Source organism: Shewanella sp. 4_MG-2023 (assembly GCF_030548015.1).
Classification (GTDB): domain Bacteria; phylum Pseudomonadota; class Gammaproteobacteria; order Enterobacterales; family Shewanellaceae; genus Shewanella.
Window position 1 is genome coordinate 41,518 of sequence record NZ_JAUORL010000021.1, and the last position, 13,422, is coordinate 54,939.

General features: G+C 43.7%; 12 protein-coding genes. 6 read left to right on the forward strand and 6 right to left on the reverse strand.

Features of this window, described 5'->3' with window-relative positions; genetic code table 11:
- Positions 1-14 precede the first annotated feature (14 nt).
- On the reverse strand, positions 15-983 hold the full coding sequence (gene dusB / locus Q4546_RS12635) for a tRNA dihydrouridine synthase DusB (protein ID WP_102437013.1): 969 nt from the start codon (positions 981-983) through the stop codon (positions 15-17).
- Positions 984-1,156: 173 nt separating this feature from the next.
- Complete coding sequence (gene prmA, locus Q4546_RS12640; protein WP_102437011.1) at positions 1,157-2,038, reverse strand: 50S ribosomal protein L11 methyltransferase; 882 nt, start codon at positions 2,036-2,038, stop codon at positions 1,157-1,159.
- A gap of 317 nt (positions 2,039-2,355) precedes the next feature.
- On the opposite strand from prmA, the gene Q4546_RS12645 reads away from it, so the two are divergent.
- The 4 genes from Q4546_RS12645 (at position 2,356) to Q4546_RS12660 (ending at position 7,027) form a co-directional block, all read left to right on the forward strand.
- Positions 2,356-3,261 carry a LysR family transcriptional regulator gene (locus tag Q4546_RS12645; RefSeq protein ID WP_303446368.1) on the forward strand — a complete coding sequence of 302 codons (906 nt, stop codon included), beginning with the start codon at positions 2,356-2,358 and terminating at the stop codon, positions 3,259-3,261.
- A gap of 212 nt (positions 3,262-3,473) precedes the next feature.
- Entirely contained in the window at positions 3,474-4,214 is a 741-nt protein-coding gene (locus Q4546_RS12650) for a fumarate reductase cytochrome b subunit (RefSeq protein WP_102437007.1), read from the forward strand.
- Positions 4,215-4,298: 84 nt separating this feature from the next.
- Complete coding sequence (locus Q4546_RS12655) at positions 4,299-6,290, forward strand: fumarate reductase flavoprotein subunit (protein WP_102437005.1); 1,992 nt, start codon at positions 4,299-4,301, stop codon at positions 6,288-6,290.
- Positions 6,290-7,027: a fumarate reductase iron-sulfur subunit gene (locus Q4546_RS12660; RefSeq protein WP_102437003.1), complete on the forward strand. Its 738-nt coding sequence runs from the start codon at positions 6,290-6,292 to the stop codon at positions 7,025-7,027. Before Q4546_RS12655 ends, Q4546_RS12660 begins: the two co-directional genes overlap by 1 nt.
- 99 nt (positions 7,028-7,126) lie before the next feature.
- Here Q4546_RS12660 and rho read toward each other — a convergent pair whose 3' ends face one another.
- Together rho and trxA are read right to left on the reverse strand one after the other, a co-directional pair.
- Positions 7,127-8,392 (reverse strand): transcription termination factor Rho, encoded by a 1,266-nt coding sequence (gene rho, locus Q4546_RS12665; RefSeq protein WP_076539336.1) that lies wholly within the window; start codon positions 8,390-8,392, stop codon positions 7,127-7,129.
- A 345-nt stretch (positions 8,393-8,737) separates the two neighbouring features.
- On the reverse strand, positions 8,738-9,064 hold the full coding sequence (trxA, locus tag Q4546_RS12670; protein WP_055023577.1) for a thioredoxin TrxA: 327 nt from the start codon (positions 9,062-9,064) through the stop codon (positions 8,738-8,740).
- A 153-nt stretch (positions 9,065-9,217) separates the two neighbouring features.
- Between trxA and rhlB the strand changes: the two genes are divergently transcribed.
- Together rhlB and Q4546_RS12680 are read left to right on the forward strand one after the other, a co-directional pair.
- Entirely contained in the window at positions 9,218-10,513 is a 1,296-nt protein-coding gene (gene rhlB, locus Q4546_RS12675; RefSeq protein ID WP_102436991.1) for an ATP-dependent RNA helicase RhlB, read from the forward strand.
- Positions 10,514-11,440 carry an exopolyphosphatase gene (locus Q4546_RS12680; RefSeq protein WP_241904971.1) on the forward strand — a complete coding sequence of 309 codons (927 nt, stop codon included), beginning with the start codon at positions 10,514-10,516 and terminating at the stop codon, positions 11,438-11,440. It begins immediately after the preceding gene.
- Positions 11,441-11,539: 99 nt separating this feature from the next.
- On the opposite strand, the gene Q4546_RS12685 is transcribed toward Q4546_RS12680, so the two are convergent.
- Positions 11,540-12,091, reverse strand: a complete 552-nt coding sequence (locus Q4546_RS12685; protein ID WP_102476031.1) for a thioredoxin family protein — start codon at positions 12,089-12,091, stop codon at positions 11,540-11,542.
- A gap of 306 nt (positions 12,092-12,397) precedes the next feature.
- Positions 12,398-13,408, reverse strand: a complete 1,011-nt coding sequence (gene hemB / locus Q4546_RS12690; RefSeq protein WP_102436987.1) for a porphobilinogen synthase — start codon at positions 13,406-13,408, stop codon at positions 12,398-12,400.
- Positions 13,409-13,422 lie beyond the last annotated feature (14 nt).

Here is a 13,422-nt window from a genome sequence, read left to right on the forward strand (position 1 = left end):
TTCTGCTCTTTATATTAAAAATTAACTAATTCATCAAAGTAACATTCCACAAGGGAATATTGCTGTTCAGCGGTTTCAAGCCTATTGAAGTCAGCACGAAATTGACGCTGCTCTTCTTGGTTTAGGTACCATCCCATGTGCTTTCTAGCAAATCGGACACCTTTGTACTCGCCGTACAATTCGTACAAAGCGTTAAGGTGTTCGAGCATGATTTCTCGTTGCTCGCTTGCCTCAACTGGCGGTAATTTGTTACCTGTTTCCAAGTAGTGGTGAATTTCTCTAAAAATCCACGGTCTGCCTTGGGCTCCTCGTCCTACCATTACAGCATCGGCGCCAGTGTAGTCTAAGACGAACTTAGCTTTTTCTGGACTGTCGATATCTCCATTGGCAACAACAGGGATTGAGACATTTTGTTTTATTGCTTTAATCGTGTCGTATTCGGCAAAGCCTTTATACATACACTGCCTAGTGCGGCCGTGAACGGCTAAGGAGGCAATGCCACAATCTTCGGCAATATGAGCAATTTCAACACCATTACGGTGTTCAGGTTGCCAGCCTGTGCGAATCTTTAGCGTTACCGGTACATCAACTGCACTAACAACAGCCTGTAAAATCGCTTTTACTAGCTGGGGATCTTGCATTAATGCTGATCCAGCAAGCTTCTTATTCACTTTTTTGGCAGGGCAGCCCATATTGATGTCAATGATGTGAGCGCCTTGTTCAACGTTGAACTGGGCGGCCGCAGCCATTAAATCAGGATCTGCACCTGCAATTTGTACTGAACGAATACCTTCTTCACCAGAATGCATCATGCGCTGGCGGCTTTTATCGGTATCCCAAACTTCGGGATTAGATGAAAGCATCTCTGAAACCGCTAGGCCTGCGCCATAACGTAAACAAAGATTTCGAAAAGCGCGATCGGTGACACCTGCCATTGGTGCCACGATCAGCTGATTTTTCAGTTGATAGGGGCCAATTTGCATTGAGTTATTCACCATGCTCGTCAAAGGGGCGCTATATTAGCCCTTTTTTACCGTCCTGAAAAGGTCAATAAATGAACTAAAGATAACTTTTTTGCTTGACTTTTAGTTGTGGAGTCGTCAGCGCCCCTTTTGGCGTAAAACTAGCTGTCATAAGGGGTGTGCTGCCTTTACCGTTATTTGCGGGTGCCTGTCAAGCGGCTCCAGTCTTCTTTGTGAGCCGCTTCATCCATGATGAACCATTGGCTGTAGAATTGTGATACTTCTTCTGCTTGCTCTTGTAGTAAGCCTGAAAGGGCTAACTTACCACCTGTTTTGACTTTCTCTGCAATCAATGGGGCAAGCTCGCGCAGTGGGCCGGCTAAGATGTTAGCGACTAAGATATCAGCCTGTAAATTTTCTGGTTGGTTTTCGGGTAAATACAGTGACAACTGCTCGACAACACCGTTGCGCTCGGCATTGGCTGTCGATGCATCAATGGCTTGATAGTCAATATCAACCCCGGTGACCTTCTTCGCGCCAAGCTTTAATGCAGCAATGGCTAAGATGCCTGAGCCACAACCAAAGTCGATAACTTCTTTATCTGACAAATCTAAGCTGTCTAACCACTCTAAACATAATGCGGTGGTTGGGTGAGTACCAGTACCGAAGGCTAAACCTGGATCAAGAATAACATTTACTGCGTCTGGTTCAGGGATGTCACGCCAGCTTGGGCAAATCCATAAACGCTGACCAAATTTGATGGGGTGGAAGCTGTCCATCCATTCACGAACCCAGTCTTTATCTTCTACTTGTTCAATTTTATGGTTAAAGCCTTTACCTAAGCAGGGAACTGACTCTAATAACTCTATGGTCGGTGCTAAATCAGTGCCAGCATCAAATAAGGCCATTAATATGGTGTCTTGCCATAAAGGTGTTTCACCTAGTTTAGGCTCGAAAATTGGCTCATCTTGGCCGTCTTCGTAGGTGATAGACACAGAACCTTGATCCATCAATAAGTCGCCTAGCATGTCTGCATGATCGCGATGAGTGTGAATTCGTAATTGGATCCAAGGCATGGGATTTTCCTAACTGATAATAAAATTAAACATGAATTGGCGGCTATTATAGCTGATGCCATAACGAGGTGGCAGATATTCCTTTGGGTTTATCGGCCAAAAAGCAAAAACGCGCCAAATGATAACTATTTAGCGGCTGATATTTGTTGTGAAACATTGGTTTTTACACTTCAGAAGTGGACTGATTGTGGGACTATTTCACCGCGATGAGTGTATTTGAGTCAAATTGACTATGATGATTTAGAGGGTAATATTTGTATCGTTATCAAAATTATTTTAGTAATGAATGATTAAGATGTGAGATTAAGGTCCAGACAATGCAGATAAATGATTTACACCTGTTTGTGCGAGTGGCTGATTGCGGCAGTATTGGCGCTGCTGCAGTTGAGCTAGATATTTCAGCTGCTGCGGCAAGTGCAGCATTAAAACGATTAGAGAAACAGTTAAATAGCGTACTGTTTATTCGCACCACTCGTAGTTTGCGTCTGACCGCCGAAGGTGAGCATTATCTGATCCATTGTCGCGAGGCGCTGGCGCAATTGCAATTAGGCCAGCAAGCCTTGTTAACCGAAAAAGGTAAAATCTCAGGTCAGCTCAATATCTCAGTCTCTTCTGACTTTGGCCGGAATGTATTCTTACCTTGGTTAGACAGTTTTCTACTGCAGTATCCAGATTTAACCATTCAACTGCATATAGGCGATAGCCTTAGCCATTTTCAGCACGATAAAATTGATATGGCGTTACGTTATGGCATACCGCCTGATTCAAGCCAAGTGGCGTTTAATATTTGTCATACTCAACGGGTGTTATGTGCCTCTTCTGCTTATATTCAGCATCATGGCGAACCTAAAAGCCCAGCTGAATTAGCGCAGCACAATTGTTTAATTTATAAGGTTGATGAACGTAATTATGATTTGTGGACGTTAATTAACGAGCAGCAGAGCTTTAAAATACGGGTGAGTGGTGATCGAAGTAGCAATGATGCTGATGTCACTCGTCGGTGGGCAGTATCAGGCCAAGGCATTGTATTTAAATCGGCTTTAGATGTTGTAGATGATTTAAATAGCGGTCGACTGCAACAGATATTGCCTGGATTTACCAGTGAGGCGATGCCGTTGAATCTCATTTGTGCAGGGCGACAGCATGTCAGCCCTGCCATGTTGTTAATGCGTGATAAACTGCGGCAACATTGCCTGCAATTACAACAAGCTGTGGCTATTTAGTCTTATGTTTAGAGGGTTTGATATCAAGTTCAAATCTTTATCTCAAAGCGCAGTGGCTTGCTAACATCTCACGATTCGCGTTGGTGTGATCTGCATCTGACTCTTGCCTTGCGGTTGGTGATCTGGGTCACTTGCTGGTTTTTGGTTATTGCTACCGTTTGTGAACTTGATATGGTCATAAGTCATATTGAATTTACAGGACGTGCAAATTTATGGCTGATCAACCCGCTCTTGAAGCGCTAACCTCTGCAGCAAAAAAGACCAGCGGATTCTCTCATCCTGTATGGGCCGCTCGGGCCGATATGCTTCAAAGTGCAACTGGCCTGTTACTTGGCATATTCATCATTATGCATCTGCATTTTGAGTCGAGTATTTTGATCAGTAAAGAAGCCTTTTATCATGTAGGCCACTTCTTAGAAGGGGGCATGTTCAGTGAAACTGGCCATGGCTTTCCTGTTCTGACTAAATTCATTTCGGCATTTATGCTGATAGTCTTATTAATCCACGCTGTATTTGCCTTACGTCGCTTTCCTGCACAAATAAAGCAATGGCGGGCACTTAGAAGTCAAATGACCATTATGCCTCACCAAGATACTAAAATTTGGTTTTGGCAGTTAATTACGGGTTTTTTACTGTTCTTTCTCGCCCCCGTTCACTTGTTTGACATGATCACCAATCCTGAAATCGGCCCGCATTTATCGGCTGAGCGTGTTTACCACCAAGATGTGTGGATGCTGTATGTCTTGCTATTACCTGCTGTGGTATTGCATGCCATGTTTGGTCTCTATCGCCTAGCGGTAAAGTGGGGCGTGACCACAAAGCGTATGGCGGCGCTTAAGCTTGCCAAAATAATGGTGGTTTACTTAATGATTATTGGTATCGCAAGTTTATTGACCTACATCTTTATTGGGCAATCGTTGGAGTTACCCGTAACGCCTTTTGTACCGAGTTAAAGACACAGTGACTGTGCACAGTCATGCACCATTGAGTTTATCGCTTAGAAATACAAAGCCTAATACCGTATTAAAGGAATGCCAGTGAAAATTATTTATACAGATTCATTAGTTGTCGGCGCCGGTCTTGCTGGTTTACGTGTGGCAATCGCCTCCAAAGAGCGTGGTTTAGATACCGTGGTGCTGTCATTAATACCTGCCAAACGTTCCCATTCTGCTGCAGCCCAAGGCGGTATGCAAGCCAGCCTTGGTAATACAGTTAAAGGCATGGGTGACGATGAAGACGTCCACTTTCAAGACACAGTAAAAGGCTCTGACTGGGGCTGCGATCAAGATGTGGCGCGCATGTTTGCCCATTGCGCACCTAAAGCGGTGCGAGAACTTGCTAATTGGGGCGTGCCTTGGTCACGTATTAGTGCTGGCGATCGTGAAGTGGTGGTGAACGCCGAAAAGGTCACCATTACTGAAGCCGAGCAAGCCCACGGATTAATTAATGCCCGTGACTTTGGCGGGACTAAAAAATGGCGTACTTGCTATACCGCCGACGGCACCGGCCACTCACTACTGTATGCCGTTGACAACAAAGCCATTGAAATGGATATTCCTGTCCATGAACGCATTGAAGCATTATCGCTTATTCATGATGGCAAACGTTGTCACGGCGTCATTGCCCGTTGTCTCATTACGGGTGAATTACGTGCCTATATTGGTAAATCAACGACGATTGCAACAGGCGGCTATGGCCGTATTTATGAAGTCTCTACCAATGCCATTATCTGTGAAGGCATTGGCCAAGCATTGGCGTTAGATACTGGCGTTGCCACATTAGGCAATATGGAAGCGGTGCAATTTCACCCAACAGCGATTGTACCAGTGGGGATCTTAACCACGGAAGGTTGCCGAGGTGATGGCGGCTTACTGCGAGATAAAGACGGTCATCGTTTCATGCCAGATTATGAGCCTGAAAAGAAAGAGCTCGCCTCTCGAGATGTGGTCTCACGGCGCATGACTGAACATATGCGTAAAGATAAAGGCGTTGATAGCCCTTATGGGCCGCATTTATGGCTTGATATCACTTTGCTTGGGCGCAAACACGTTGAAACCAACCTTAGAGAAGTGAAAGAGATTTGTGAAAATTTCTTGGGCATAGATCCTGCCAAAGACTGGATCCCAGTGCGTCCGACTCAGCATTACTCAATGGGCGGTATTCGTACTAATGCTACCGGTGAAAGCCCGCAATTAGCAGGCTTATTTAGCGTGGGTGAGGCTGCGTGTTGGGATATGCATGGTTTTAACCGTTTAGGTGGAAATTCTCTGGCTGAAACTGTAGTTGGCGGTATGATCATCGGTAAGTACGTGGCTGATTTTTGTGAAAAGAACACCCTTGAAATCAATACAGCCGAAATTGAAGCCAGCATGGCTAAGATGCAGCAAGAAATCAACGGCTTGTTAGTCGGTAAGGGCACTGAAAATGTGTTTGATATCAAACTGGAAATGCAGCGCATCATGATGGATTACGTAGGTATTTTTCGCAATGGTCCTGAGCTTGAAAAAGCCATTGCTGAATTAAAAGAATTACTGGTTCGCAGTAAAAGTATTGGCCTTAAATGTAAAAAACGTCATGGGAACCCTGAGCTGGTGGAAGCGTTACGTGTGCCGCGTATGCTGCGGGTTGCCTTAACGGTTGCGTGCGGCGCCAATGCCCGTACAGAAAGCCGCGGTGCCCATGCTCGTGAAGATTACCCGCAACGTAATGATAAAGAATGGCTCAACCGCACTTTATCAACTTGGCCAGACGAAAACGCCCTTGAGCCCAAGCTAACTTACGAGCAACTTGATGTGATGAAGATGGAGTTGCCGCCAGGTTATCGTGGTTATGGTAACGACAATGCCATTGCGCATCCTGATACAGCTGCCCGTGAAGTTGAAATTGAAAAAATCCTCGCTGAGCTGGGTGACGATGCAGACCGCGTTGAAAAACAAGCAGCCGTTATGCCATTTGATTTACCAGAAAGCTTGCGTCCGCGTAATGAAAGATTAAGTGACACCTTTTTGGCGTCAGGAGAAAAGAGCTAATGACCAGCCCACGAACTATCAGTTTTAATATCTTTCGTTACGATCCACAAGATCCAAGCGATAAACCTAAAATGGTCACATATGAGCTCACTGAAGCGCCTGGAATGACAGTATTTATTGCGCTTAATATGCTGCGTGAGCAACAAGATCCTTCACTGCAGTTTGATTTTGTCTGCCGCGCAGGGATCTGTGGCAGTTGCGCTATGGTGATTAATGGCAAACCTACATTGGCTTGTAGAACCTTAACCGCTAATTTCCCTGACGGTAACATTACCCTAATGCCGTTACCGGGTTTTGAGTTAATTGGTGACTTGTCAGTGAACACGGGTAAATTCATGCGCGAGCTAGCTGAGCGACTGCAGTTATGGTTGCAACCTGATGCCAACGATATTGATATTCATCGCTTAGAAACGCCAATGGACCCTGCTGAGGCGGCTAAGTTATATGAGCTTGAACGCTGCGTTGAATGTGGTGTTTGTGTGTCTGCATGTGCCACTAAGCAAATGAAAGACAGTTTTGTTGGCGCTGTGGGGATGATGAAAATCGCCCGCTTTGAAATGGATAGCCGTGATATTCGCAGCGCAGAAGATTTCTATCATGTGATAGGTAATCAAGATGGCGTATTTGGCTGTATGACCTTACTGGGTTGTCAAGATGCCTGCCCGAAAGATTTACCGCACATGCAGCAAATTGCCTATTTACGCCGTAAAATGGCGCAAACTATTGTGAGCTGTTAACTCAGGCGTTATAAGGGTTAAATTTACAAATAAAAATGCCGCTAACTCAGTTAGCGGCATTTTTGTATTCAGTTTACTGTACTGAAACGATAAAGAGAATTAACTCTTAGCGCGTTTCATTGCAGTGAAGAACTCATCGTTAGTTTTGGTCATTGCCAATTTATCGATAAGGAATTCCATGCCGGTAACTTCATCCATAGGATTAAGGATTTTACGTAAAATCCACATCTTCTGTAGCTCATCAGGCGTGGTTAGTTTCTCTTCACGACGAGTACCAGAGCGGTTAAAGTCGATTGCAGGGAAAACGCGTTTTTCAGCTGCTTTACGAGAAAGGTGTAACTCTTGGTTACCAGTACCTTTAAATTCTTCGTAAATAACTTCATCCATTTTAGAGCCAGTATCCACAAGCGCTGTTGCGATAATGGTTAAGCTGCCGCCATGTTCGATGTTACGTGCAGCACCGAAGAAACGTTTTGGACGATGTAATGCGTTTGCATCAACACCACCAGTAAGCACTTTACCTGATGATGGGATTACTGTGTTGTATGCACGGGCAAGACGAGTGATTGAATCTAATAAGATAACCACGTCTTTTTTGTGTTCAACTAAGCGCTTGGCTTTTTCAATAACCATTTCAGCAACTTGAACGTGACGACTTGCTGGCTCATCAAAGGTAGAAGCAATAACTTCACCTTTTACCATGCGCTGCATTTCGGTTACTTCTTCAGGACGTTCATCGATAAGTAATACCATTAACACCACTTCTGGGTTGTTATAGGTAATGCTTTGCGCCATGTTTTGTAGCAATAAGGTTTTACCCGCTTTAGGCGGAGCCACAATCAAACCACGCTGACCTTTACCAATTGGAGAACATAGATCCAAAATACGTGAGGTGATGTCTTCTGTTGAACCATTACCACGTTCCATACGCATACGTTCTTCTGCATGCAGTGGGGTAAGGTTTTCAAAGAGGATTTTTGTGCGAGAATTTTCAGGCTTATCGAAGTTAACTTCGTTAACTTTTAAGAGTGCAAAATAGCGTTCACCATCTTTCGGTGGGCGGATTTTACCAAAGATGGTATCACCGGTACGCATATTGAAGCGTCTGATTTGGCTAGGAGAGACATAAATGTCATCAGGGCCTGCTAAATATGAACCATCTGAGCTTCTTAAAAAGCCGAAACCATCTTGGAGGATTTCAAGCACACCGCCACCAAAAATGTCTTCACCGCTTTTGGCGTGGGATTTCAGAATAGAGAAGATGATGTCCTGTTTACGGGCACGGGCCATGTTCTCTAATTTCATGCTATCTGCTAGTGAAACCAGATCTGATATAGACGTGTCTTTTAATTCAGTTAAATTCATGTTGGGGGTCTTGTATTACGCGACGATGCTTACTGCAATCAATCTTTCTTTGGGTCTTACGAAATTGAAATAGTCGATTGATAAGCGAGTAGGGGTTTGGTTGAAAAATCTGATGAATAAATTAGCACTATATGGGCAGTGCGTCCAGAATTTTAGCGAAAAAACGGCACAAATTGTTCATATATTGTGCCGATTGTCACTTTTCAAACGTAAAACACGCAACATTATTAAAATTGATTGTTGTTCATTACACTAAAATAGCGTTTTTTTTAGCAATAACCTGCTAACGGGGTTAGCAGGTTATGTCATTAATCAATAGTGCCGCGATTTTATAAATAGACTTGATTAAGCTTGTGCGTCAATAAACTCTTTAAGTTGAGTTTTTGATAAAGCACCCACTTTAGTAGCAACTAACTCGCCGCCTTTAAACATTAATAATGTTGGAATGCCACGTACACCGTACTTAGCAGGTGAAACATTATTTTGGTCAACGTTTAATTTAGCTACAGTTAGCTTACCCGCGTACTCTTCAGCCACGTCGTCTAGGATTGGGGCAATCATTTTACAAGGACCACACCACTCTGCCCAGAAGTCTACCAGTACTGGTAATTCTGAGTTAATGACGTCGTTTTCGAAGCTGTCATCGCTTAGGTATACAATTTTATCGCTCATGTAGATCTCCAGATTTGGCACCATTGCTAGTTTATTAATGGCTTACCATGTATATTGGGACGGTTAAATAGCTTTTCAAGTGACCGTTCTATTAATGTAGCTATTTGAAACGATCGAGTCTTTTTTTGCAACACTAACGGGTATGCTTGCGCTATGAGCGAAACACATTTATCAACACAAAGATTCGCCGACTTCCCTCTGAAGTCAGAGGTTATACAGGCTTTGAACGAAAATGGCTTTGAATTTTGTACGCCAATTCAGGCGTTATCTCTTCCCATTTTATTACAACAAAAAGATATTGCTGGCCAGGCACAAACAGGAACTGGCAAGACAATGGCCTTTTTAGTGGCCACTTTTCACCACCTTCTCTCAGTTGCTGAGCCAGAAGGTCGTCAAATTAATCAGCCTAGAGCTATCATCATGGCACCGACTCGCGAACTTGCGATTCAGATTGCCAAAGATGCTAAATTGCTTGCACGACATACGGGTTTAAAAGTCGGTATTGTTTATGGCGGTGAGAGTTATGATGTTCAACGCCAAGTGCTTGATGCTGGTGTTGATATTTTAATTGGTACTACGGGTCGTATTATCGATTACGTACGCCAAGGTGTGATCAGTTTAAATGCAATTCAAGCCGTTGTGCTTGATGAAGCTGATCGCATGTTCGATTTAGGTTTTATTAAAGATATTCGTTTCTTGTTTAGGCGTATGCCTGATGCTAAGTCACGCTTAAATATGTTGTTTTCAGCGACGTTATCAATGAAGGTTCAGGAATTAGCTTACGATCATATGAATGATCCAGAAAAAGTTGAAGTCTCACCTGGCGAAAAAACCTCAAAGAACATCAAAGAAGAAATTTTCTACCCTTCGACTGAAGATAAAATGCGTTTGCTTCTGACATTAATGGAAGAAGATTGGCCAGAAAAGGCTATCGTATTTTCAAACACCAAACACAGCTGTGAAAAGGTGTGGTCATGGTTAGAAGGCGACGGCCATCGAGTGGGGTTATTAACCGGTGATGTACCGCAGAAAAAACGTATTCGCATTTTAGAGCAATTTACTTCAGGCGCGCTTGATGTGTTAGTTGCAACTGATGTGGCGGCGCGTGGCTTACATATTTCTGATGTATCTCATGTTTATAACTATGATTTACCAGATGATTGTGAAGATTACGTTCACCGTATTGGTCGTACAGGTCGTGCGGGACAAAAAGGTGTGTCAGTGAGTTTTGCTTGTGAAGAGTACGCACTGAATTTACCGGCCATTGAGACGTATATTAAGCACTCAATACCAGTCACTAATTATGATCGTGAAGCTTTGCTAGACGATTTACCTCCACCGGTTCGTATCCATCGTAAGCACCCAACAACACGTACGCGTGATGGTGCGAGAAGTGGTGCGCATCGCAGTGGTGGACGTCCACCTCAAAGGGCACGTAGACATTCGTAAATGACAGTGACAGCTGCAATGCCTGCATATGCCGCGATAACACTCGGCTCAAATAGTTTTAATATGTTGGTCGCTCACACCCTGAACGGCCAACCCACTATTATTGCAAAATACAAACGTAAAGTACGTTTGGCTGAAGGTATTGGGGCTGATAACCGTCTTGATGAAGCCGTATTACAGCGCGGGCTAGATTGTTTGCAAATGTTTGCTGAGATGCTTGATAAACATCAAGTCGCAGCTGAGCATGTGGCGGTATTTGCCACCGCAACTTTACGTGTGATCAGCAATGCTGATGAGTTTCACCAACGGGCATTACCGATTTTAGGTCATCCGATTGAAGTCATTAGTGGTTTGCGAGAAGCTGAATTAATTTACCAAGGTATGGCGGCCACTACAGAAGGTGGCGGCCAACGCTTGGTGATTGATATTGGCGGCGCCAGTACTGAGTTTATTATCGGAAATGGTAATCAAGTGCTGTTTAAAACCAGTTTAGACTTTGGCTGTGTGCGCTTTAATCAACAGTTTTTTAAGCAAACGCCTTATCTAATGGCTGATTTTGAGCAAGCTAAAGCTGCGGTACTGATGGCGCTGAAGCCTTGCTTGCAACAACTGACACAATTGGGTTGGCAAGGCGTTGTGGGCGCATCAGGGGCTGTACAGTCTGTGGTGTCAGTACTTCATCATCGCGAGCTGTCTGAGATCATCACTTTGAAAGTGCTGCATCGTTTTAGAGACGAAGTGTTGGCACAGCAAAATGAGTCACTGCATCATATTCAAGGCTTATCTGCTGAAAAAGCACCGACATTTGCCTCAGGGATTGCGATTTTAATCGCCTTATTTGAGTTACTTGATATTGAGTCGCTTAATTTATCGGGTGGTGCGCTGCGTGAAGGAGTGCTAAGCATGTTGGCTGCAAGAATGGCTTAATGCTTTAATGACCTTGTAATAAAAATCGAATACAAAAAACGGGATCATTTGATCCCGTTTTTATTTGCCTGAAAAAACTCAAGAGGCTTTCAAAACAGACTATTTCAGAATGTTGACTAAATCTTGTTCCAGCGACACTGTTGGACGTTCAACGATTCGGCCAATTTCTTCATCTTGTTGCTGAATGATAAAGGTCGGGATTCGGGTGAATTCATATGCTGCCGCTAGGCCTTCTGGATCAACTTTGCTGCGATCAATACCTATGTAAGTCACGGTAATATTCGGATTGGCCGCTTCTTCGATAAGGCGCATGAAACGTGGCGTTTCACGATGGCAATCAGGGCACCAAGTACCAATAATTACCACGATATTTGTTGGGGTAGTTACCGCTTTTAATTCAGTTAATGCGGCAGCATCAATTTTATACTGCTCATACTCTGCAGCGTAACCTGGTAAGTCTTTTTCAAGTGTTGAAATATCAACAAGTCCGGTAATAATCACTTCTTGTTTCTCCTCGCTGCATGTTGCCATGAAGCCTGTTTGCTCTTCATCGAATGAACAACCACTGCCAGCCATGGCTGAGCCAGCAACCAAATGGCTGCCAAAGAAAATTGCGGTTGTAGCTAATAATGTTTTAACAGTGTTATGCATGATAAGGCCTCAAGAAAGAACAATAAAACAATTCAATCATTTAACCTTAGGTTAGTGAAGTTGAATATTAGCTAGCTGTTAGCTAGATCACTAATATAAGTAAAATTCAAAGATAACTTTGCACTGGCTCATAGTGCATTAGCAAGAGTTAATGTTTATTGCTACGGCGATGAATGTCACTATTGGGGGGTGTTTTAGTCGCCTTTGTAATCAATTTGAATCATTTAGCCTGCAAAATGCGCAATAAAAAAGGAGACCAATAGGTCTCCTGTTTGTTATTCATCTTGTATAAATAAAATCTTTTATTTACTTATCTTCTTTTAGCCATTGAGCGGCACTTTTTGCAAAATAAGTTAATATGCCATCAGCGCCTGCGCGTTTAAAACAAAGTAATGATTCCATTACAATGGCTTTTTCAGCTAACCAACCATTTTGAATTGCTGCCATGTGCATGGCATATTCGCCACTCACTTGGTATGCAAAAGTCGGCACTGCTAGTTCGGTTTTTACGCGGCGAACGATATCAAGGTATGGCATGCCAGGCTTTACCATTACCATGTCTGCACCTTCTTGAATATCTAATGCGACTTCATGTAAGGCTTCATCGCTATTGGCTGGATCCATTTGGTAGCTATGCTTGTTGCCACCTTTAAGGTTACCTGCTGAGCCGACAGCGTCACGGAAAGGGCCGTAGTAACTAGAAGAGTATTTGGCTGAATATGCCATAATTTGGGTGTTAACGTGGCCTGCAGCTTCTAATGCTTCACGAATAGCGCCAATTCGGCCATCCATCATGTCTGAAGGAGCGACAATGTCAGCGCCGGCTTCAGCGTGTGATAAGGCTTGTTTGACTAAGATCTCAGTGGTGATGTCGTTAAGGATGTAACCTGTGTCATCAATAATGCCGTCTTGACCATGGGTGGTGAAGGGGTCAAGTGCCACATCTGTCATAATCCCAAGCTCAGGAAAAGCTTGTTTTAACTCACGTACGGCGCGCTGTACTAAACCGTCACAATTGTAAGCTTCTTCAGCCATGAGGGTTTTCTTTTCCGCAGGTGTAACTGGGAACAGGGCAATCAAAGGAATGCCAAGTTCGACTAATTCAGCGGCTTCTTTGAGTAATAAGTCGATTGAATAGCGTTCAACACCCGGCATCGACGCCACTTTTTCGGTGCGATTGTTGCCTTCAAGAACAAACATTGGGTAGATAAGGTCATTCACCGACAGTTTGTTTTCTGACATTAAACGGCGGCTGAAATCATGTTTACGCATGCGGCGCATTCTGCGCTGTGGAAAAGCACTAGTAATTATATTCACATTCGACTCCTGAA

Excerpts from the sequence above, each read along its gene's own strand:
- prmA (WP_102437011.1), bottom strand. The coding sequence starts at position 2,038 with ATGCCTTGGATCCAATTACGAATTCACACTCATCGCGATCATGCAGAC.
- Q4546_RS12680 (WP_241904971.1), top strand. The coding sequence starts at position 10,514 with ATGACAGTGACAGCTGCAATGCCTGCATATGCCGCGATAACACTCGGC.
- rho (WP_076539336.1), bottom strand. The coding sequence starts at position 8,392 with ATGAATTTAACTGAATTAAAAGACACGTCTATATCAGATCTGGTTTCA.
- Q4546_RS12685 (WP_102476031.1), bottom strand. The coding sequence starts at position 12,091 with ATGCATAACACTGTTAAAACATTATTAGCTACAACCGCAATTTTCTTT.
- dusB (WP_102437013.1), bottom strand. The coding sequence starts at position 983 with ATGCAAATTGGCCCCTATCAACTGAAAAATCAGCTGATCGTGGCACCA.
- Q4546_RS12650 (WP_102437007.1), top strand. The coding sequence starts at position 3,474 with ATGGCTGATCAACCCGCTCTTGAAGCGCTAACCTCTGCAGCAAAAAAG.
- Q4546_RS12645 (WP_303446368.1), top strand. The coding sequence starts at position 2,356 with ATGCAGATAAATGATTTACACCTGTTTGTGCGAGTGGCTGATTGCGGC.
- trxA (WP_055023577.1), bottom strand. The coding sequence starts at position 9,064 with ATGAGCGATAAAATTGTATACCTAAGCGATGACAGCTTCGAAAACGAC.
- rhlB (WP_102436991.1), top strand. The coding sequence starts at position 9,218 with ATGAGCGAAACACATTTATCAACACAAAGATTCGCCGACTTCCCTCTG.
- Q4546_RS12660 (WP_102437003.1), top strand. The coding sequence starts at position 6,290 with ATGACCAGCCCACGAACTATCAGTTTTAATATCTTTCGTTACGATCCA.